General features: G+C 59.4%; 18 protein-coding genes. 6 read left to right on the top strand and 12 right to left on the bottom strand.

Features of this window, described 5'->3' with window-relative positions; all coding sequences use genetic code 11:
- The first annotated feature begins 118 nt into the window (after positions 1-118).
- Positions 119-511: a VOC family protein gene (locus AC0L30_RS12385; protein ID WP_007592186.1), complete on the top strand. Its 393-nt coding sequence runs from the start codon at positions 119-121 to the stop codon at positions 509-511.
- Between the two features lie 451 nt (positions 512-962).
- On the opposite strand, the gene AC0L30_RS12390 is transcribed toward AC0L30_RS12385, so the two are convergent.
- Both AC0L30_RS12390 and AC0L30_RS12395 read right to left on the bottom strand, forming a co-directional pair.
- On the bottom strand, positions 963-1,295 hold the full coding sequence (locus tag AC0L30_RS12390; protein WP_473404390.1) for an ATP-binding cassette domain-containing protein: 333 nt from the start codon (positions 1,293-1,295) through the stop codon (positions 963-965).
- A 187-nt stretch (positions 1,296-1,482) separates the two neighbouring features.
- Positions 1,483-1,977 carry a winged helix-turn-helix transcriptional regulator gene (locus AC0L30_RS12395; RefSeq protein WP_473404345.1) on the bottom strand — a complete coding sequence of 165 codons (495 nt, stop codon included), beginning with the start codon at positions 1,975-1,977 and terminating at the stop codon, positions 1,483-1,485.
- Positions 1,978-2,098: 121 nt separating this feature from the next.
- Between AC0L30_RS12395 and AC0L30_RS12400 the strand changes: the two genes are divergently transcribed.
- From AC0L30_RS12400 to AC0L30_RS12415, 4 genes are read left to right on the top strand one after another with little or no spacing between them, the layout of a single operon-like run.
- Positions 2,099-2,815 (top strand): hypothetical protein, encoded by a 717-nt coding sequence (locus AC0L30_RS12400; RefSeq protein WP_473404346.1) that lies wholly within the window; start codon positions 2,099-2,101, stop codon positions 2,813-2,815.
- A 10-nt stretch (positions 2,816-2,825) separates the two neighbouring features.
- Complete coding sequence (locus AC0L30_RS12405; RefSeq protein ID WP_473404347.1) at positions 2,826-3,317, top strand: (2Fe-2S)-binding protein; 492 nt, start codon at positions 2,826-2,828, stop codon at positions 3,315-3,317.
- The gene (locus AC0L30_RS12410; protein ID WP_473404348.1) at positions 3,314-5,686 is read left to right on the top strand and encodes a xanthine dehydrogenase family protein molybdopterin-binding subunit; all 2,373 of its coding nucleotides are present in this window, start codon (positions 3,314-3,316) and stop codon (positions 5,684-5,686) included. The genes AC0L30_RS12405 and AC0L30_RS12410 overlap by 4 nt, the downstream gene beginning before the upstream one ends.
- The gene (locus AC0L30_RS12415; protein ID WP_473404349.1) at positions 5,683-6,537 is read left to right on the top strand and encodes an FAD binding domain-containing protein; all 855 of its coding nucleotides are present in this window, start codon (positions 5,683-5,685) and stop codon (positions 6,535-6,537) included. Before AC0L30_RS12410 ends, AC0L30_RS12415 begins: the two co-directional genes overlap by 4 nt.
- On the opposite strand, the gene AC0L30_RS12420 is transcribed toward AC0L30_RS12415, so the two are convergent.
- The 7 genes from AC0L30_RS12420 to AC0L30_RS12450 all read right to left on the bottom strand — a co-directional run bounded on the left by AC0L30_RS12420 (position 6,517) and on the right by AC0L30_RS12450 (position 15,589).
- Positions 6,517-7,020 carry a winged helix-turn-helix transcriptional regulator gene (locus AC0L30_RS12420; RefSeq protein ID WP_473404350.1) on the bottom strand — a complete coding sequence of 168 codons (504 nt, stop codon included), beginning with the start codon at positions 7,018-7,020 and terminating at the stop codon, positions 6,517-6,519. The two genes, AC0L30_RS12415 and AC0L30_RS12420, sit on opposite strands and share 21 nt — an antisense overlap.
- 263 nt (positions 7,021-7,283) lie before the next feature.
- Positions 7,284-8,279 carry a tripartite tricarboxylate transporter substrate binding protein gene (locus AC0L30_RS12425; protein WP_473404351.1) on the bottom strand — a complete coding sequence of 332 codons (996 nt, stop codon included), beginning with the start codon at positions 8,277-8,279 and terminating at the stop codon, positions 7,284-7,286.
- Positions 8,280-8,591: 312 nt separating this feature from the next.
- Positions 8,592-9,827, bottom strand: a complete 1,236-nt coding sequence (locus tag AC0L30_RS12430) for a CaiB/BaiF CoA transferase family protein (protein ID WP_473404352.1) — start codon at positions 9,825-9,827, stop codon at positions 8,592-8,594.
- Position 9,828: 1 nt separating this feature from the next.
- The gene (locus AC0L30_RS12435) at positions 9,829-10,626 is read right to left on the bottom strand and encodes an enoyl-CoA hydratase/isomerase family protein (RefSeq protein WP_473404353.1); all 798 of its coding nucleotides are present in this window, start codon (positions 10,624-10,626) and stop codon (positions 9,829-9,831) included.
- 97 nt (positions 10,627-10,723) lie between these two features.
- The gene (locus tag AC0L30_RS12440) at positions 10,724-11,713 is read right to left on the bottom strand and encodes a fumarylacetoacetate hydrolase family protein (RefSeq protein WP_473404354.1); all 990 of its coding nucleotides are present in this window, start codon (positions 11,711-11,713) and stop codon (positions 10,724-10,726) included.
- A gap of 1,203 nt (positions 11,714-12,916) precedes the next feature.
- Positions 12,917-14,479, bottom strand: a complete 1,563-nt coding sequence (locus AC0L30_RS12445) for a fatty acid--CoA ligase (RefSeq protein WP_473404355.1) — start codon at positions 14,477-14,479, stop codon at positions 12,917-12,919.
- A gap of 162 nt (positions 14,480-14,641) precedes the next feature.
- Entirely contained in the window at positions 14,642-15,589 is a 948-nt protein-coding gene (locus AC0L30_RS12450; RefSeq protein ID WP_473404356.1) for a LysR family transcriptional regulator, read from the bottom strand.
- Positions 15,590-15,763: 174 nt separating this feature from the next.
- On the opposite strand from AC0L30_RS12450, the gene AC0L30_RS12455 reads away from it, so the two are divergent.
- Positions 15,764-16,216 (top strand): MaoC family dehydratase, encoded by a 453-nt coding sequence (locus AC0L30_RS12455; RefSeq protein WP_473404357.1) that lies wholly within the window; start codon positions 15,764-15,766, stop codon positions 16,214-16,216.
- On the opposite strand, the gene AC0L30_RS12460 is transcribed toward AC0L30_RS12455, so the two are convergent.
- From AC0L30_RS12460 to AC0L30_RS12470, 3 genes are all read right to left on the bottom strand, one after another.
- Positions 16,213-17,055: an SDR family oxidoreductase gene (locus AC0L30_RS12460; protein ID WP_473404358.1), complete on the bottom strand. Its 843-nt coding sequence runs from the start codon at positions 17,053-17,055 to the stop codon at positions 16,213-16,215. The two genes, AC0L30_RS12455 and AC0L30_RS12460, sit on opposite strands and share 4 nt — an antisense overlap.
- Positions 17,055-17,846, bottom strand: coding sequence for a crotonase/enoyl-CoA hydratase family protein (locus AC0L30_RS12465; protein WP_473404359.1), 792 nt, complete (start codon positions 17,844-17,846; stop codon positions 17,055-17,057). Before AC0L30_RS12465 ends, AC0L30_RS12460 begins: the two co-directional genes overlap by 1 nt.
- Positions 17,847-18,028: 182 nt before the next feature.
- Positions 18,029-19,129, bottom strand: coding sequence for an NADH:flavin oxidoreductase (locus AC0L30_RS12470; RefSeq protein ID WP_473404360.1), 1,101 nt, complete (start codon positions 19,127-19,129; stop codon positions 18,029-18,031).
- Between the last annotated feature and the right edge of the window lie 2 nt (positions 19,130-19,131).

Here is a 19,131-nt window from a genome sequence, read left to right on the forward strand (position 1 = left end):
GTACTCTCCGTTCGGTTCGCCGCCAGATACTATCATGGTACTGCTTCATTATTCTCAAATACGTTGTTATCTTTTTGTCAAAAGAAACTCGACTGCCCTGTCAACTGAGGCCCTGCGAATGAAAAGCTTGAACAATCTAGAGTGCGTGACCCTCTTCGTTGACGACCTCGCGCGCGCGAGGGCATTCTACGAGTCCGTGTTCGACGCCAGGCCGATCTATTCCGACGCCGTATGCAGCGTGATCGGGCTCGGTGGCGTAATGGTCAATTTGCTACAGGAGACGGAGGCACTGCAGCTTGTGCAGCCGGTGGTGCCGGCTGCTTCGAGCGCCGGACCTCGCATGCTCATGACCATTCGAGTCGGCGATGTCGATGATGCCTGTGAGAGGCTCCGGCAAAACGGCGTAGACTTGGTGAACGGCCCGATCGATCGTCCCTGGGGTCGCCGCACCGCCGCCTTTTCCGACCCATCCGGTCATATGTGGGAGATCGCACAGGAGATACCCTCCTAACATCCGTCATCCGCACCGGGACGTCTGCACCAAAGCGGTTCTCATTGGCGAGTGGCAGAGCATTGCTCCGATGGCATCAACAGGGCCAATCGGGCGATAGCGCCGCTATCCCCCTACTCCCACGCTATCATTTCAAACGACTTTTCGTCGTTGATTCGCCAGCACAAATTAAGCAGTTTGACGGACAAATGCCGACGGTATACCCGCCGCAATTCTTCGGTCTTGAATTCACAGAAAAATTCGACCCGCTCGCATCCTGGTGATTGCGCGAACTATCGGAGTCAATCGACTGATCAGCGCTGCTCAAGTGACCAGGATCGCCATTCCCGCCCTGGCGCGGCGTAGCTTCAAATACCGTCAGAGATCAGGAACGCGCTGATCCCGTCGTTCGATGCCACTCGTGCTGTCTCGTCGTTACGCGCCACCACCGGCCGAGACCAACCGATCGGGATCACGCGGTTCGGACAGAAGGTTGAGATCGTGCCATCGTCAGGACCTCGCCGAGATCATGGGTCACGAACAGCACGGTCTGCTGCTCACGCTCGCAGATGCGAAACAGCACATCGTGCATGTCGATCTTGGTGCTGGTGTCGAGCACGCCGAACGGCTCGTCCATCAGCAGGACCTGCGGTTCGACGACCAGGGTTCGAATCAAGGCGGCGCGCTGGCGCATGCCGCCCGACGATGCGGAGGGGTAGGCATGGCCGAAACCCTCCAGTCCGGCTTGCGCGAGGCAAGCACGGACACGATCCTTTCGCTCCGCCGGAACACCGGCTAGCTCCAGGCCCTAGCCGATGATATAGGCGTGCGCTTCTCCTTCGTGGGTGGCACCGCACGATTGGTCGCGAATTCTCATACCGGGTGCTGGCCGCCGTGGCTCCGCTTTCTATGGCGCCTCGCAGAAGCCATGGACCGCCTCGTCCATATGGTTGGGCGGCACCATGTCGCACGAATGTTTAGCAACACCGACATCATCTTTGATCGAATTTGGCCAGTCGCCACCGCACGAGATCGTCGGCGCCTGGCCCGGCCTGCGGCCGGACGTCTCGCAGCCGCACCACCTCCCCCGACTTGTCGTCGATCAACGCGACCTTCACCGGACGTCCGCTGTTCTTGTTGATAAACTTGAGCGGCGGTCCCGCGTCGCCTGCAATGGCCCACTTGTCCCCGACCTGGGCAAGCGCCTGAATCACCAGGACGATGTCCCACCCTCTCCGTGTGAGGATGTATTCGTAGCGATCCGGGCCCGTCTGGTATTGCCGCCGCTCGATCAAGTGGTTTTCTTCCAGATGCCTCAGCCGGTCCGAGAGCGTCGCATGCGTAACACCGGTCGACTTCCTCAACTCCTCATATTTGCTCAGCCCCAGCGAGAGATCGCGCAGGATCAACACGGCCCAGCGGTCGCCGACGGCGTCGAGTACGCCGGCAATCGAGCACCTCATTCCCTCAAAGCCCTTCGACCGCATCACTTCCGTTCCCGCAAATTACTCTGATTACTAGAGTAATTCGATTGCGCGCGCAAATCCCTGGAAATGGCTTGCCTTTTTATAACTCTTATTATTAGAGTTACACAACAAGGGAGCGGCCATGGCACACCTGCTTGATCTGGTTCTCGAGGCCCACGGTGCCGCGCAATGGAAGCGGTTTCGCAGCATTGAAGGAGATATGTCCATCGTTGGTGGCCTGTGGGCGCGAAAAGGCTGGCCGGACGTGCTGAAGAACGTTCGCGTCACCGCCGATATTGCCCAACAGCAGCTCAGCTACCAGCCGTTCACGGCCGACGGCCTGCGCAGCTTCTATCGTCCCGACCTGGTCGCGATCGATGCTCTCGATGGCAAGCGCCTTAAGCAGCGGGCTAATCCGCGCGATGCATTTGCCGGTCATACGCCGGCGACCTCGTGGGACGATCTGGACCTTGCTTATTTCAGTGGCTACGCGATGTGGAACTACCTGAACACGCCCTTCATGTTCGCGTTGGGAGGCTTCGTGGCCGAAGAGATCGAACCGTGCGTTGACGGCAATCAGACGTGGCGCCGCCTCAAGATCACTTTTCCAGAGTCGGTTGCCACACACTCACCCGAGCAGGTGTTCTATGTCGACAGTAATGGCCTGATCGCGAGGCTTGACTACTTCGCGAATGTCCCCGGCGGCATTGCGACGGCGCACTACACGTCCGACTATCGCGACTTCGACGGAATCAAGATCCCCACCAAGCGCCGTGCCTATCGCCGAAACACGGACGGAACTCCGATCCGGGACGAGGTCGGCGTCGCCATCGACATCGCCAACATCAGGCTTTCGTGAGGGAGGGTTTATGGCCGAAACCGAAAGGCGTCATGCCGTGACGCTCGAAATCAACGGCACGCAAAAGACCATTGCGGTGGAATCGCGAAAATTGCTGGTCCACCTGATCAGGGAGGACCTTGGCCTCACCGGCACGCATGTCGGCTGCGATACCTCACAATGCGGCGCCTGCACTGTGGAGATCGACGGTCGAGCGGTAAAGTCGTGTACTGTGCTGGCGGTGATGGCAGACGGGGCGTCGATCACGACAATCGAGGGCGTGACCGACCCAGGTGGCGAACTCAGCCCCATTCAGGCGGCATTTCATGAGCATCACGCCCTGCAGTGCGGCTTCTGCACGCCGGGCATGGTGATGAGCGTGCGCCAGCTATTAAGGGATCAGCCGGATCCGAGTGAGCACGAGATCCGCCACGGACTTGCCGGCAACATCTGCCGCTGCACCGGCTATCACAACATCGTCCGGGCGGTCGAAAGCCTGGTATCGAAAGGCGATCAGCCATGAACGATACGACCGCGATGCCCTATATCGGCCAGCCGCTCAGGCGCCGCGAGGATTTCAAACTCCTCGCCGGCAAGGGCCGCTACGTTGATGATGTCAGGTTGCCGGGTATGCTACATATGGCGGTACTGCGGTCACCGCACGCCCACGCCGAGATACGAAGCGTCGATCTGTCCGCCGCCAAAACCGCGCCGGGTGTCCGCCTCGTTTTGTCAGGCAAGGCGCTCGACGGCAAAATCGGCCCGATCGTACCGAACTGGGTCATTCCAGGCAGCAAGGTGCCGTTCCGTCCCGTGGTCGCGACCGATCGCGTTCGCTTTGTCGGCGAGTGCGTGGCGCTGGTGGTGGCGGAGACACTGGCTGAGGCCTATGACGCGATTGGCCTGATCGATGTCGATTACCAGGTACTGGCCGCCGTGATAGACGAAGAAGGTGCCATCGGCGATGGCGCACCGCAGCTCCACGATAACGTGCCCGGCAACATCACTACAATTTACAAGGTGCGCGGGGGCGACTACCAGAACGCCACTCGCAAGGCCGATCACGTCATCGGACTGCGCGTCGTCAACAACCGCCTGATTCCGACGTGCATGGAAACGCGCGCGATCGTTGCCTCGCCAGAACCCGACGGCACGCTGACGGTCTATATCGGCAGCCAGGTTCCGCATATGCACCGGCGCTGGATCGCCGAGACGGTCGGCATTCCCGAGCATCAGTTGCGGGTGGTCGCGCCAGATATCGGGGGCGGCTTCGGCGCCAAGATGCATCTGTATCCGGAAGACCTGCTCTGCCCCTACCTGGCGCGCGAGCTTGGCACACCCGTTAAATGGTGGGAAAGCCGTTCCGAAAGCCATCAATCGACTAGTCACGGTCGCGCTCATACCGAGAATATTGAGGTCGCTTTCAAGAATGACGGCACCATTCTTGGCCTGAAGGTCGCAACGCTAGGTAATGTCGGCGCCTATCTCTCCAACATGGCCAGCGGGGGTCCAACGGTAAACACCATAAATTTCGGCACTGGCACCTACAAGATCGACAATTACGAAGCCATTTCCCGCGTCGTTGTCACTAATACCGTGCCAGTTGACGCCTATCGTGGCTATGGCCGGCCCGAAGGCGCCTATATCGCCGAGCGTGCGATCGATGCGGTGGCGCGTCACCTCAAGCTCGATCAGGTCGAGGTGCGGCGGAGGAATTTCGTTCAACCGAAGGAATTCCCCTATCGGCCCTACGGCAGCATGGGCGTGATGTATGACAGCGGCAACTATCAGGGGCTGCTCGAGAAAGCGCTCGCGGCGTTCGGCTATGACGCTCGGCGGAGCGAATGCGAGGCCCTGCGTGGCAGCGGCATCTATCGCGGCATTGGCATCGCGGCCTATACGCATATGTGCGGGATGGCACCATCACGCCGGTTGGCCATGAGCGGGTTTGACCGTGGCGGCTGGGAAAGCGCGCGGGTCAGCATCGACTCCAGCGGGCGAGCCACGATCTATTCGGGCTCGATGAGCCAGGGACAAGGCCACATCACTTCGCTATCGCAGATCGCGGCAGACGTACTGCAGATTCCGATTGAAAACATCGACATCGTACAGGGTGACACGCGCCAGGTGCAGGCCGGCCACGGGACCTTCAATTCCCGTTCGATGGCAGTCGGCGGATCCAGCGTGCACGTTTCGTCGCAGCGCATTGTCGCCAAGGCCAAGAAGATTGCAGCAGGAATGCTGGAAGTGGACGAGAAGGATGTTTCCTATTCGGCGGGCGCGTTCAGCGTGCCCGGCACCGATATTGCGCCGGTGCCGTTCTCGAAGGTGGCCCGCATGGCCTATGTCGGCCACAAGCTTCCGGACGAGGTCGCGCCGGGCCTTGATGAGACGGTGTTCTATGATCCGACTGGCATGGGCTCGCCGTCAGGTATTCACCTCTCTTATATCGAGGTCGATCCGGAAACGGGGATCGTCGACATTCTCGATTACGTCGCCGTCGACGATGTCGGCACGCTGATCAACCCTCGCCTTGCGGCTGGCCAGATCCATGGCGGCGTCGTGCAGGGGATCGCGCAGGCGCTCTATGAAGAGGTCAGCTACGATCCCGACAATGGGCAACTTCTGACCGGCTCGCTGCTCGACTATGCCGTTCCGCGCGCCGAGCATGTGCCGAACATCCGATCGCTGTTCCAGGAAACGCCCTCGCCGACCAATCCGATCGGTGTCAAGGGTATCGGCGAGAGCGGCTCGATAGCCGCCCCACCTTGCATGGTTCACGCCGTACTCGATGCCTTGTCCCCCTTCGGTATCACTCATCTCGACATGCCGCTGACGCCGCCCCGAATCTGGGCGGCGGTGCAAACGGCACGCACGGGAGTCTCCCAATGATCCCCGCAGCCTTCGACTATGTCCGCGCGTCCTCGGTCACCCAGGTGATAGATCTACTGCGCGACGATCCCGACGGAACGAAGCTTGTGGCCGGTGGCCATACCTTACTGCCGGCGCTGAAGCTGCGGCTGGCCTCCCCCGCGCTCCTGATCGATATTGGAGGCCTCGTCGAGCTCAAGGGAATCGAGATTAGCGAGACCAGCATCAGGATCGGCGCATTGACGACGCATACCGAGCTCTTTACTTTCGAGCCGCTGAATAAAGAGCTGCCAGTGTTTCGCCAGGCGGCCAGCCTCATTGCCGATCCCCAGGTACGTAACCGCGGCACGATCGGGGGCTCGCTCGCGAACGCGGATCCAGCGGCTGACTGGCCGGCGGTTGTGGTGGCGCTGCAGGCAGAGATCGAAATCGCAGGCACGAATGGCCCGAGAAGGGTGGCGGCAAAGGACTTCTTCGTCGATATCTTTTCGACGGTTCTGGAACCGAACGAGATTCTCGCCAGCATCCGTATCCCGAAGCCGACGGCCGGCATGCGCTTCATCTACCGAAAGATCCGGCACCCCGCCAGCGGTTTTGCCGTCGTGGGAATCGCCGTCGGCGTTCGACTACAGCATGGCGTCGTTGCCGAGATTTCCGTTGGCGTCACCGGTGCAGCGAACCACGCGTTCGCCGCTCACCAAGCCGCCGATTTCCTGACCGGCAAGACGCTTTCACGGGAAAACGTCGATCAGGCAGCAAAATTGCTGAGCGAGACCACGGAGTGGCTCTCGGACCGCTACGCGTCGGCGGAGTACCGCGCCAATCTCGTCCGGATCGAGACTACGCGGGCGCTACTTGCGCTTTCGTCGTGAGACGGGAGCCTTCCGGACAGCCGCCACACGATCAATGGCCTCGCCGCCAAATCGCTTGCGGTTGAACGGAACAGCACCTGCTCCGGCAACGGCCTCGACGTCCTCGAGCCGCAGCGGCTTGCCGGCCGTCGTCCGCAATTCCGGATATTCGATCGGGCGCCCGGCAATGCGGTCGCGGAACACGACCTGCGGCCCAGCCGGCTCGGCCAGCCAGTCGTCACCCCATTTCTTGAGCGCGAGATAGGCTGGAAAGAAATCGCGTCCCTTCTTAGTGAGAACGTACTCATACCGACCGGCGTGTTCGGGTAGTGGCACCCGCGCCATGACACCGGCCTCGACGAACTTCTTCAGTCGACTGCTCAAAATATTGGGCGCGACGCCGACGTAGTACTCGAACTCGTCAAAGCGCTTCACTCCATAGTATGCTTCGCGCAGGATAAGCATGGACCACCGGTCGCCCACGACCTCCATGGCACGCGCCATGGAGCATTCCTTGTTGGCAAGACGGCTTTGCTTGACAGTGGACATAGTTACCTTCACACCCGCGTTCGGCCATACCATATTGGCGCAGCTTCGGGTATGTCTAGTCTCACCTAGCCCCTCGGCGATAACGGTCCGCAATGCTCACGGGCGCCGGCGGCCTCAATCACGGTTCCGAACCGCTGCAAACGTTCTCCGAACGTTCGGATCGTTTCATTGCGAGCCGCTGCAGCAGAGCTGTTCGTGGTTCCTTGGTTTCGGGGACTCTACTGCGGCTCAATTGAGAGCGATCCAAGGACGGTCATATACTTCTCGCGCTCGCTTTTGAAGAATTTCATTGCTTGAGAAACGTCCATGGGGGCGACTCGCCGCGAGGCGTTTGCTTTGATCCTCGCGAGATTCTCGTCACTCGCGCTCCAAGCGTTTAACGCATCATTCAAACGCGCGACGACATCGTCAGGAGTACCCGGCGGCGCAAGCAAGGCCGACCAGATACTGTACTCGAACTTGCCAACTTTCGCGCTCTCGCTAACAACCGGAACGGTCGGTAAGGCCGGATTGCGCTCCGCGCTGGCGACGGCGATCGCATTGACCTGCCCCGTCTCGATGAGATCAAGCGTTCCACCGCCCAGCGGCGCGAATGCGAGGTCGATGTGTCCGCCTAGCAAGTCCGCGATCACCGGCGCGGCACCCTTGTACGGCACCTCCAGAAATCTTGTCCCGGTCCGCATCTGGAAATCGGCGCCAACGACATGTGGCGAAGATCCGGCGCCCCAATGTGCAAGAATCAATTCCTTGCTGCCCGGCTTCAGCGCATACTCGACTAACTCGTCTATCGATTTGAACGAATGGCTCTTGCTCGACAATAGGATGAAGTCGGACTCGCCGAGGATGCCTACTAACTTGAACTTCTCAGGTTCATACTTCGCCGACGGAATGGTAGCAGGCGCTGTCAGGAAGTCCGAGCCTGTGGTACCGAGCAGCGTATAGCCATCCGCCGAAGCCCTTAGCACGGCCGTTACAGCAATCGAGCCGTTCGCGCCAGGGATATTCTCCGTGATTATCGGTTTGCCCAGATGCCGCTCCAGCACCACATTCGCAGCGCGGATCGAAACATCAGCTGGGCCGCCAGCCGGAAATGCCACCTTCACACTGAGCGGCTTTGTCGGGTAGCTTTGTGCAATCGACGGTCCCGTCGTCAAAAGTGCAAGCAGCGCTCCCCATAGCAATATGGTGGTGGTGATCTGAATGCGTGTTCTCATGTGCGAACTACCGGATTCCTCGTTCCAAATTCCCGCGCGGGACCACTTTTTCAATCCAGCGGGCTATGAAATCGCGATGAAGAACGCAACGAAAGTAACGAGCGTCACACTCCAGCCGACAATTATGATGGTCCACGATTGCGCCAAGATGTGATTTTGATTCGACTCTGAGATCTCGTCCATTTTCGTTATCAACTCTGGAATTGTTCATTCAGATTTCGGAACGACATCACAAACCGTCGCTCTTCGAAAAGCACCTCTAGCATCACTCCTTTGGAGGTGCTGTCCGCTCATGCGCCTTCGGCACCTTGGCTACGATGTTTCCGAACGGAGAGCGGCCCGCGGATGGGAAACCAGAACTCCAGCGCTGCTCAGACGCTTCAATTCCGCATCGCTGAGACCGAGTTCGCTGAACACCGCGAAGTTATGCTCGCCCTGGAAGGCAGGGGTGCCAATTGGTGCCAACTCCTCTGCCGAAAATCGCCACGGCCGACCTGGCAACCGATATTCACCGCCGCTGCGGTCAGAGACGCGTTGTACGGCGCCCCAATAATCGCTCCACTCCGATGCCGTGAGTTCCTTGACCGACCGGATCTCCCCCATGGCAATCTTGGCCTCGTCGAACTGGGCGTCGAGTGTCGCCATATCCGGAAACGTCAGCATCCAGGACTGGATGATCTGGTGCAGCACGCCGAAATTCAGCCGGCGCGCGGCGGCAGTGGAGAACCGCGGATCATCCATCAAATCGACGCGGCGCATGGCGCGCAGCCAAGACGGAAAAGTCCGGCTGCCTATAATGCTGGTCGCGACTGTGAAATTTTCCCCTTGCGGCCCAGTGAAGAACGAGCAATCGGTGGCGCCGAGGACCGCAGGTTCCGCCCCGATGTCGTCATCGGACAAATCGACATGCGCGCGCTCGTTGACCGCCAGCAGCGTCGCTGCCATTGCAACGTCGATATACTGGCCCTTCCCGGTCCTCTGGCGGCTGTTGAGCGCAGCAAGAATCGCGATCACGGCCTGCAATCCGGTGTAGACGTCGGCGTGTGACAGGCTGTCGGTGCGCGGCTCGGTCAGCGCGCTGCCGTAGTGACGAACGCTGTTTTCGGTAAAGCCAGCCTCGGCCTGCACGGTTGGCGCATAAGCCATCCGGCTCCGCCACGGACCGCCCTGGCCATAGCCAGTGATCGACGCATAGATCAATCGCGGGTTGCGTTTGGACAGTGTCTCGTAATCAAGGCCGAAGAAACCCAGAGTACCGGCTCGGAAATTTTCGACGACGATGTCGGCGCTATCGCAGAGCTTCAGCGCCAGATCATAGGCGCCCGGTCTATTGAGATCGAAGCTGACATTGCGTTTGCCGGCGTTTTGCTGGGCGTAATAGCCCGACATGCCGTCCGTCGACGGAAAGGCGAAGCGCGAAACATCCGGGCTTGGCGGTTCGATTTTAACGACCTCGGCTCCGAGATCCTGCAAGGTCCGAGCGCACAGCGGACCAGCCAGCACGCGGGAGAAGTCAACGACACGGATTCCATTCAAGGGGCCGGCCATGTCAACGCCCCGCGAACTTGGCGAGACCGGGCCCGTTCTTGCGGAACGACGCAAGACCAGTCTTGAGATCTTCCGACGCCCAGATCGGCGCCTGTACTCTTGCCATTGCCTCGTCCGCAGCAACCACACCTTGACTGACGGCGATATGAGCGAGCTCCTTGGTCGCGGCATGGGCGACCGTAGGACCCTGCGCAAACTCCTCCGCGACAGCCATGGTCGCCGCCTCCAACGACTCTTCCGGGACCGTGAGATTGATCAAACCCCACTTTTCCAGCGTCGGTGCATCGTAGCGACGGGCCAGCATCGACATCTCCTTGGCCCGCTGTGCCCCGATCCGTTGCACCTGCCGCTGGATTCCACCCAACAACGGATGCAGCCCAAGGGTCGCCTCGACCGAGCCGATCTTCGCGGAAGAGGCTGCGATGATGTAATCGCACGACAGCGCAAGCTCGAGACCGCCGCCCAGGCAAACGCCGTGAACGCTGGCGATTAACGGAATTGGCAGCAGTTCCATGAAGCGTAGGAATTCGACGCCGTTCAGCCGCCGATTTTCACTAACCTGATCCGCGCTGCCTCCCTCTACCCGCTTCTCGAAAATATCCAGATCTGCGCCAGCGGAGAAATGCCTCAGGCCGCTACGGATGACAATTGCGCGGCTGCCTGCCACTCGCGCCGCCTCCACCTGCTCCACGATCGCGTTGAGGAGCTTGGGGCCGAGCAGGTTGTACGGCCGGTAAACCATCGTCAAAACGGAGATATTGCCGCGCTGTTCGCGCGTCACCAATGCATCCTCGGACAAAGCTTCCTCCTGTTTGCCAGCGGTTCTCGCGACCGCGTCATTTCAGCCACGCAAGCTACATCATGACTTGCATTTTGCAAGCTGCAATTTGCCTGCATCAGACGTCCTGGCGTTCGACCCGATTCTCCAAGACGCCGATATTCTCGACTTCGAGCTCAATGCTGTCTCCGTGATCGAGATACCAGCCAAGCTCGAGGCCGCAGCCATTTCCTACAGTACCGGAGCCGATGAACTCACCGGGCATCAACGTTTCGTCCCGGGTGATGTGAGCGATGATTTCCTCGAACGAAAATAGCATTCCCTCGCTCGTGCCTTGTGAACGAACCTCGCCGTTGACACGGGCCTCCATCTTGAGCTTGTAGGGATCGCCGATTTCGTCGGGCGTCACAATCCACGGCCCGAGCACGTTGCCGCCATCGAAGCTCTTGCCTTTGGCCGGCCCCAACCGCCCTTCCATCTCTATGCGCTGAGCATCCCGGGCCGAAAAATCATTGAAGATCGTGTAGCCGAAAATGTGATTGCGCGCCTTCGCAGCAGGAATGTTCGCGGCTCTATTCTTGGTGACAATTCCGAATTCCAATTCGTAGTCCATTACCTGGCTATAACGCGGCCATCTGACCGTCGTGTTGGGTCCCTTCACGCTAAAGCGGTTGGTAATGTAGTAGATCGGCTGCTTCCGATACACCTCAGGCAGTTCGGGCAGCGGCGCCGCCTGGAGGCGGGCGAGCTCGGCCATATCGCCGGCCTGTCGCGCCTTTAGCTTGAGATGCCCAATCGGGCCCTGAACGATATGAACCGGAAACGACATGCCGTCGCGCATCTGACGCGGCTCCGGCAGCGGGGCGAGAAGCTTGGATTCCCCAACCGCGGAATTCAAATCCTGATCTTTCCGGTAGCGGTCGAGCAGGTTGGATGCTTCGTCGAGCGCAGCGTCACCGTGATCTACAAGATCAAGCATCGAGTTGAACGCCGGATTTGGCTTGCCGGCTCGCTGCGATGCCAAAGCGAGATCAAACAACAAGCTGCCGCCGGCATGGACTAGCCCGACCTTATTATGACCGCCGGATCGATAGGTAGCTAGTTTCAAGATGCGCCTCCCAACGAAATGAGCAGTCTCTGGGCCGCAGCATAGACGACAGCTTGCACTTTGCAAGCCGTAGCCCGAAGCTGAACTCGGAAAGACGACTGATCGCGCCAGTGCAGATCGGCCGAGTAGGACTAGACAGTGTAGGAGGCATAGAAGGCAGGATGGCTGCTGTCAGGCGGTCGATCCATCCGCGATTTCACGGCTCATTTGCGCGGAGATTCTTTCCATCCATGTCGCGCAGAGCACTGGTTTGCGCCATAGTGCCACGCCTTAGCGGCTGCGTGCCCATGCGGCGATGGCTTGAACGACGGCGGCGGGCTGTTCACAGGGAAGAGCATGGCTGGCGTTGGGTACCACGCTCACGCGGTCGCCGAATTCGTTCTTCAGTTCGTCAATCGTATCACGCGGCCGGAATGGGTCATCTGCAGCTTGCAGATCGAGTATGCGAGCCGTGCCGCTCGCCCACCAGGATTCTGGTTTCGTGTTGATCCCAGCGGGCTGCTGGCTGTCGGTGACGGCCTAGCGCGCTCGACGTTTCCTGCACATGGGGTTCGTGCACCAGTAATCCCGTGTACCACCTGCGCTTGCGGCCGTGTTGGAGTAGCCATATTTTGCCTGAGTGCGCAGGGTCCCGTGCCCTAAGGCCGCCGCAACCTCCTCGCCGGCTCCGAACGTCTTCTTGAGATCTGCGATCAACTGGTGGCGCATAACGCTGGGAGTGACCGTCACCTCGCTCTCCGCAAACGTCGTCTCCCCGAGCGCCTTGATTTCGCGAAAGGTCAGAAGACAAACGCCACAAGGCTGCCCAAGACGGCGACTGATAAAGCTACGAGAACGACAAGAAGTTGCCCAAACTGGACCTCCGTCATGTCGATGTCAGGCATAGTGACCATAGCGCATGTGATCATGAGACAATTTTCCATGGTGCTTCCTCGTTGCGGCCAAGATCGTGACCGATGGCGATTTGTGTCGGGCCTGCGATCCGAAGCACTTCAACGGTCGATTTCGTCACCACCACGCGGCAATCCGATATGTGCAAAAACGGCGATCTCGCATGCATCTGGTTCAATGGCGCTCAGGAGCGCATGTCCAACATCTAGGTCTGCTTCTCAGGTCTGCCCGCGGGTCGTACTGATGGTCACAGGCCGAAAAGTGGTCTGATGATTCCAAGCGTTCGGAGCGGAATCCCTCCAGCAGACCGCCTCAGTTGACCTTCCGCTCGTATCCTTTCCAATAGCGTTCGCGCAGCAATCGCTTCAGTATCTTCCCGGATGGATTGCGTGGAAGTTCGTTCACGAATTCGATTGACTTCGGGATCTTGAACCCAGCCAGCCTTTCTCGCGCGAAATGAAGTATGTTCGCGCGGTTCGCCGGGCGATCCGGTTTCAACACGATAAGCGCTTTGACCGCCTCACCCCACCGATCGTCGGGCACGCCGATGACGGCAACGTCGGCGATATCAGCGTGTCCATACAAGGCACTTTCGATTTCCGCGGGGTAGACGTTCTCTCCGCCGGAAACGATCATGTCCTTTAAGCGGTCGTGGATATACAAATACCCGCTTTCATCGAGGAAACCGGCATCGCCAGTATGCAGCCAACCGCTCTGGAGAGTCCTCGCGGTATCTTCGGCCCTGTTCCAGTATCCCCTCATATTTTGCGATGAGCGACAGACGACCTCCCCCACCTCCCGAGGCGGCAATGACTTTCCCGAACCATCAATGACCCGCAATTCGACGCCGGCGATGGGACGGCCACACGACCTCAGGACTTCGTCATTGCCAGCGGAATGGTCTGCGTCTCCGAGAACGGTGATCACGCCGGTCGTTTCAGTAAGGCCGTACACCTGAAAGAAACCCGTATGCCTGAACACGCGAAGCGACTTTCTAAGAAGTTCGAGCGGTATCGGGGACGCCCCGTAGAGAATCTGCCTCAGCGAGGAGAGATCGACTTTCTCGGCGTCAGGTTCGGCCAGCATAGCCAATAGCATTGCAGGGACGAGGAAGGTGATCGAGATCCGATCACGCTGTATCGTTTCGAGGGCCACTGATGGAACGAAATCGCGAAGCACGATCGTCTTGAGGCCGGTCATCAGGCCGAGCACGCCGGTGCCGACTCCCGCGATGTGGAACAGCGGCATGGCGAGCAGCATGACGTCGTGGGACGACCATCCCTTCCAATCGTCGAGCGGCTGCAAAGGAAAGTTTGCATGTGAAAGCTGCACACCTTTCGGATAGCCGGTCGTGCCGCTGGTGTATAATTGCAGACAAATGTCGTCCGGGCTGACCGGGAAGCCCGGATCACACCGAGGATGGGCATCGCGCCATTTCAGGTAACGCGTGTCCAGCACAATTATCTGGCGAACCGTTTCCAGCTGATCCTGGATCTTGGAGATGATTTTCTCGAACGATTCGCCGACGAAGAGGATTTCAGTCTGGGCGTCGTTGATTGCAAAGACGATCTCGGGAGGCGCGAGCCTTACATTGATCGGAACCACGACCGCGCGCATCTTGGCCGCCCCGAGCAATACTTGAAAGAAGATATCTGAGTTTCTGTCGAGAATCGCAATACGACTCGCCGGTCGCAGGCCTGTCGCCGCGAGGCCGTTGGAGACTTGATTGGATGCTTCGTCGAGGCTCCGATAGCTTGTCTCGCGCCCTTCGAAGCTCAGGGCGATCGCGTCGGGAGTGCTTGCCGCGTAGCGTCGCGGAATTTCCGCGATCGTCTGGATCGGCCTTCGCGACAAGGACCTGTCCGGTTCGATCATGGATCCCTCCCCCTATGTGTTTTGGGATACAGGATGGCTGGCAGTGCGCTCCGTAACTATCTAAATTCTGGACTACCGCTATTCAGCGCTGAATGACCGCGGCCCCTCGCGCGTTTTGCAGCGACGCGTCCAAACGGGACGCTATGGGATACTTGCAGCGCCCTAAGCTTTGCGCTTGGTCGACCTCGCACTCCGGGGGGCACCCGCAAGCCATTCTCTGGAAGTTGCGAATTCTGCCTCCAGAAATCGCCTCACTTCTCGAGTCAGGTTTCTCAGATCGGTCTCGCGCCTGCGGAGCAGCCATACGTTCATCGTAACGGTTTCTTGCGGCAGAACCTGAACCAACCCCTCAGCCTGCGCGAACGGCACAGCAAGGAGCGCAAGCCCGAGCCCACAACCGGCGGCGGCAAAGTGGTTTGCCACCGGATTAACCCGAACAACACTTCGGGTGCCCGCCGCTTCCGCGAAATACTCCAATAGGTGCCTCTGATTGGGCCGAACATTGCGGAAGGTGACAAAATCGGCCGTATGGCCGATGATGTCGTGATCCTTCAGGTCAGGCAACGACCATGGCGCGGAGCGTCCGGCGAGGTACTGCTCGGAAGCGAATATCCCCATCGGAACGTCGGCAACCCGCTTTCCGATGAGATCGTTCTCGCCAGGGTCTCCCATCCGGATGACGTAATCCAGGTCGCTCGTTGCCACGCTCTGCTGGCTCACCGTAGAGATTATTTCCAGATAGATGCGGCTGTTGCGGCGCCGCAACTCCTTAACGCGAGGCAGAAGCCAATGCTTGGTCATGCCTTCGGTCGCCGATATTCTGATCACGGACGATCTCTGCCCGACCCGCGAACGCAAATCGCGTTGAAACGACTCGAATGCGAGCATCATATCGCCGGCCGAGCGCTGCAGATCTTCGCCTTCCTGCGTCAGCTTCACGCCAGACGGCGCACGAAAGAACAGCGGCGCGGCGACGTAGCGCTCCAGCTCCTTGAGACGCCTGCTCAGCGTCGGCTGGCTCATACCCAGCTCGTGCGCGGCGCGATTGACGCTTCCGGTCCTCGCCACCACGGAGAATAAGCGAAACAAATCCCAGTTTGCCCCGGTCACGTTCTGGTCCTTTGCCGCCTAGGATTCTTGCGCGCCGGCGGAGCCGCGGGACCCGGAAACGCCGACAAGCGTTATTCAGTATCGCTGTCCCCATTCAACAAAATCAGCATAGCCTTCTTTGCAGCAGTGCGGAATATGCTCAGTATTCAACAGTCGAAACGGCGGACAGCGGCGATGACAACGGTCACACTTGCAGCGATCAGGGATTTCGTTGGCCAGACCCTCGGCAGATCAGATTGGGTGACCGTGGACCAAAGCATGATCGACCAGTTCGCGGCATGCACTGGAGATAAACAATGGATCCACGTCGACACAGATCGTGCGAGCAAGGAGAGTGCCACCGGAGGCACCATTGCCCACGGCTTCCTGACCCTGTCGTTGATCGCCTCACTGGGCATGGGCTTGGGTCTGGCTCCGGTAGACGCATCTGCCGCCATAAACTATGGCTTGGATAAGGTGCGGTTCTTGGCACCGGTAAAATCGGGTAGTCGCGTTCGGCTTCAGCTTTCCATCATCAGCATCGATCCGAAAGACAACGGGAGTATGCTGATCAAGGGCAACGCAGTCCTCGAGATCGAGAACAGCCAAACACCCGCGCTGGTTGCCGAGACGCTGGTGATGCCCTAGCCCGATATCACCGAAGTCAGGCCGCCATCCACGGCAAGTATCTGTCCGGTGATGTGCTTGCCGGCGTCGCTGGCGAAGAGAACTGCGGCGCCTTTCAGATCGTCCTCGTCGCCGATGCGGCGCAGCGGTGCGCCCGCGGCGAGCTTTTCGATACCGACGGCCTCGATGGTGCCCTTCGTCATCTTCGACGGGAAAAAGCCGGGCGCCAGCGCATTGGCCGTGATTCCATAGCGCCCCCAACTCCCCGCCAGCGCCCGTGTGAAATTCACCACCGCACCCTTGCTCGTATTGTAGGCAACCATCTGCATGTCCCCGGAACTTCCGAACAGGCCTGCGATGGAAGCAAGGTTGATAATGCGGCCATATTTGTTGGGGATCATCGAGTGCTTCGCGACCTGTTGGCTGAGCAGGAACAGCGAACGGATATTCAGGTTCATCACCTTGTCCCATGCTTCGATCGGGTGATCCTCGGTCGGCGCCCCCCAGGTTGCGCCCGCGTTGTTCACCAGAATATCCACCCGCCCGAGCTTCTTGATTGCTTCGTCGGCGAGCCGCTTGACGTCCTCGTCCCTGGAATTGTCCGCTGCAATCCACTCCGCCCTGATGCCGAGACCGGCAAGATGCGCCTGGGCTTTTTCAAGGTCCGGCGCCTTGCGAGACGAAATCAACACCCGAGCTCCTTGCTCGCCGAGCGCCTCGGCGATCTGTAGCCCAAGGCCACGGGAGCCGCCTGTAATCAGGGCATTCTTGCCGGTGAGATCGAATGCCTTCTTGATGCTTCCCATAGTCATATCCTCAAGCTTGTGGGCAAAGTTCTGCTGTGCGATCGGTGGGATCACTATCTTCCGCGGAACACTGCCGAGCGACGTTCCACGAAAGACTGGATGCCTTCTTTCATGTCTTCGCTGCTGAAAACGCGGTCCTTGATCTTTGGGATGTAATCGATCGCTGCTTTTTCACCGGCCTCGATGTATTTGAGCGCGGCCTCCTTGGTCACCTGAATGCCAATCGGAGCGTTCGCGGCGATCAGATTTGCAATCTCCATCGCGCGACCTATCTGCTGGCCGGGAGCGACGACTTCCTGAACAAATCCGACTTTATAGGCGCGCGCTGCGTTGAACTCGTCGCACAAGAAGAGGTGGTACATCGCATCTCCCCATCCGGCCCGGGTCAGATACCGGAAATGGGCTCCACCAAGGGGCGCGATCCCGCGCTTGGATTCCATTTGGCAGAACCGGGCGTCGTCGGCTGCCACCACGATGTCGCCAGCCAGCATCATTTCGATACCGATGGTAAAACAGATCCCCTGCACTGCTGTCACGATCGGCTTACGGCACCGGTTTTTCAACGCGAACGCATCGATGTTGCCGGGCTTGATCTCGGTATTCTCGGCCTTGGGTCCGAAGAACTTCGGCATATCGAGGCCCGCGGTGAAGTCTGGACCCGCCGCGCAGAGCACTCCGACCCAGTAGCCTTCGGTGCGGTCCAGAAGCGTCATCGCATCGGACATCTGCGCCATCATCTGTGGACTGAAGGAGTTCTTCTTGGCCACGTTGTCGATGATGATCTTGAAGACATGTCCGTGCACTTCGGTCCGAATCTGGCCGACTTGGGTCTTCGTCTCGCTCATTTGCTCGTCTCCCGAATTGCATCCTGACGACTGCACAACGACACGCAGGCTTCTCACGCCGACTGGCGTGCAGCCACTCTTCCCCGCCCAATTTGGAACAGGTGCCGAAACAACGGCTACAAAAGATTTGAATAACCCCTATTCAGAGAAGCGCCGCAGCCTCAACCCTTCACCGCTACCCGTTAGCTCAGCGCCGAGAACGCAGTCCGTTCGAAAGCCATCAGCTCTTCCGTCCTGCCGTCACGCACCTTCAGAAGCCATTGCGGGTCCTGAAGTAGCGCGCGCCCCACCGCGACCAGATCAAACTCCTCGCGATCAAGGCGGCGGATCAACTCCTCCAGAGACGCCGGCCGGGAGCTTTCTCCACCGTATGCCGCAATGAATTCGCCGGTCAGACCGACCGACCCGACCGAAATGGTCGGCGCTCCGGTCACCTTCTTGGCCCAACCAGCGAAATTCAAATCGGAACCTTCGAACTCCGACTCCCAGAACCGGCGTTGTGAGCAATGCAGAATGTCGACGCCGGCGTCGACCAGAGGTTTGAGCCAGGCTTCCAACGCCCGAGGCGTATCGGCCAGCTTTACCTCGAAGTCCTGCTGCTTCCATTGGCTGATCCGGAGCAATATCGGAAAGTCCGTTCCAACCGACTTGCGTACCGCGCGGACGATATCGGCGGCAAATCTCGCTCGACCAGGCAGATCCCTGCCTCCATAGGCATCCTCCCGGCGATTGGTACCTTCCCAAAAGAACTGGTCGATCAGATAGCCGTGCGCCCCATGCAATTCGACAGCATCGAATCCAAGTTGCTTCGCAGCGAGCGCTGCATCCGCGAAAGCGCGAATGGCGTCCGCGATGTCCTCTTCGCTCATCGGCTCGCCGAACTTCTTCTCCGGTCGCGACAGACCGGACGGACTGTCGTAAGCACCGGGAGGGGACCAATCCGGGGCGCGCGTGCGAACGGCTCCAACATGCCATAGCTGTGGTGCCATCAGCCCTCCGGCGGCGTGCACCTCTTCGATGACACGCCGCCACCCGGCCAGCTCCTTCTCGCCATGAAAACGGGGAACATTCGGATCGTTCAGGGACGCCGGACGATCCACGCCGGTCCCCTCCGATATGATCAACCCGACGGCTCCTTCGGCCCGGCGGGCGTAATACCGCGCGACATCTTCAGTCGGAATTCCGCCCGGAGAGAATGAGCGCGTCATCGGCGCCATCACGACCCGGTTCGGCAAGTTCAGCCCTTTCAGCCTGAAAGGCCGGAAAAGTACGTCGCTGGACATTG

It is taken from the genome of Bradyrhizobium sp. MI1.11 (assembly GCF_055811255.1).

Excerpts from the sequence above, each read along its gene's own strand:
- AC0L30_RS12385 (WP_007592186.1), top strand. The coding sequence starts at position 119 with ATGAAAAGCTTGAACAATCTAGAGTGCGTGACCCTCTTCGTTGACGAC.
- AC0L30_RS12395 (WP_473404345.1), bottom strand. The coding sequence starts at position 1,977 with ATGCGGTCGAAGGGCTTTGAGGGAATGAGGTGCTCGATTGCCGGCGTA.
- AC0L30_RS12400 (WP_473404346.1), top strand. The coding sequence starts at position 2,099 with ATGGCACACCTGCTTGATCTGGTTCTCGAGGCCCACGGTGCCGCGCAA.
- AC0L30_RS12405 (WP_473404347.1), top strand. The coding sequence starts at position 2,826 with ATGGCCGAAACCGAAAGGCGTCATGCCGTGACGCTCGAAATCAACGGC.
- AC0L30_RS12410 (WP_473404348.1), top strand. The coding sequence starts at position 3,314 with ATGAACGATACGACCGCGATGCCCTATATCGGCCAGCCGCTCAGGCGC.
- AC0L30_RS12415 (WP_473404349.1), top strand. The coding sequence starts at position 5,683 with ATGATCCCCGCAGCCTTCGACTATGTCCGCGCGTCCTCGGTCACCCAG.
- AC0L30_RS12420 (WP_473404350.1), bottom strand. The coding sequence starts at position 7,020 with ATGGCGCGTGCCATGGAGGTCGTGGGCGACCGGTGGTCCATGCTTATC.
- AC0L30_RS12425 (WP_473404351.1), bottom strand. The coding sequence starts at position 8,279 with ATGAGAACACGCATTCAGATCACCACCACCATATTGCTATGGGGAGCG.
- AC0L30_RS12430 (WP_473404352.1), bottom strand. The coding sequence starts at position 9,827 with ATGGCCGGCCCCTTGAATGGAATCCGTGTCGTTGACTTCTCCCGCGTG.
- AC0L30_RS12445 (WP_473404355.1), bottom strand. The coding sequence starts at position 14,479 with ATGATCGAACCGGACAGGTCCTTGTCGCGAAGGCCGATCCAGACGATC.
- AC0L30_RS12455 (WP_473404357.1), top strand. The coding sequence starts at position 15,764 with ATGACAACGGTCACACTTGCAGCGATCAGGGATTTCGTTGGCCAGACC.
- AC0L30_RS12465 (WP_473404359.1), bottom strand. The coding sequence starts at position 17,846 with ATGAGCGAGACGAAGACCCAAGTCGGCCAGATTCGGACCGAAGTGCAC.
- AC0L30_RS12470 (WP_473404360.1), bottom strand. The coding sequence starts at position 19,129 with ATGTCCAGCGACGTACTTTTCCGGCCTTTCAGGCTGAAAGGGCTGAAC.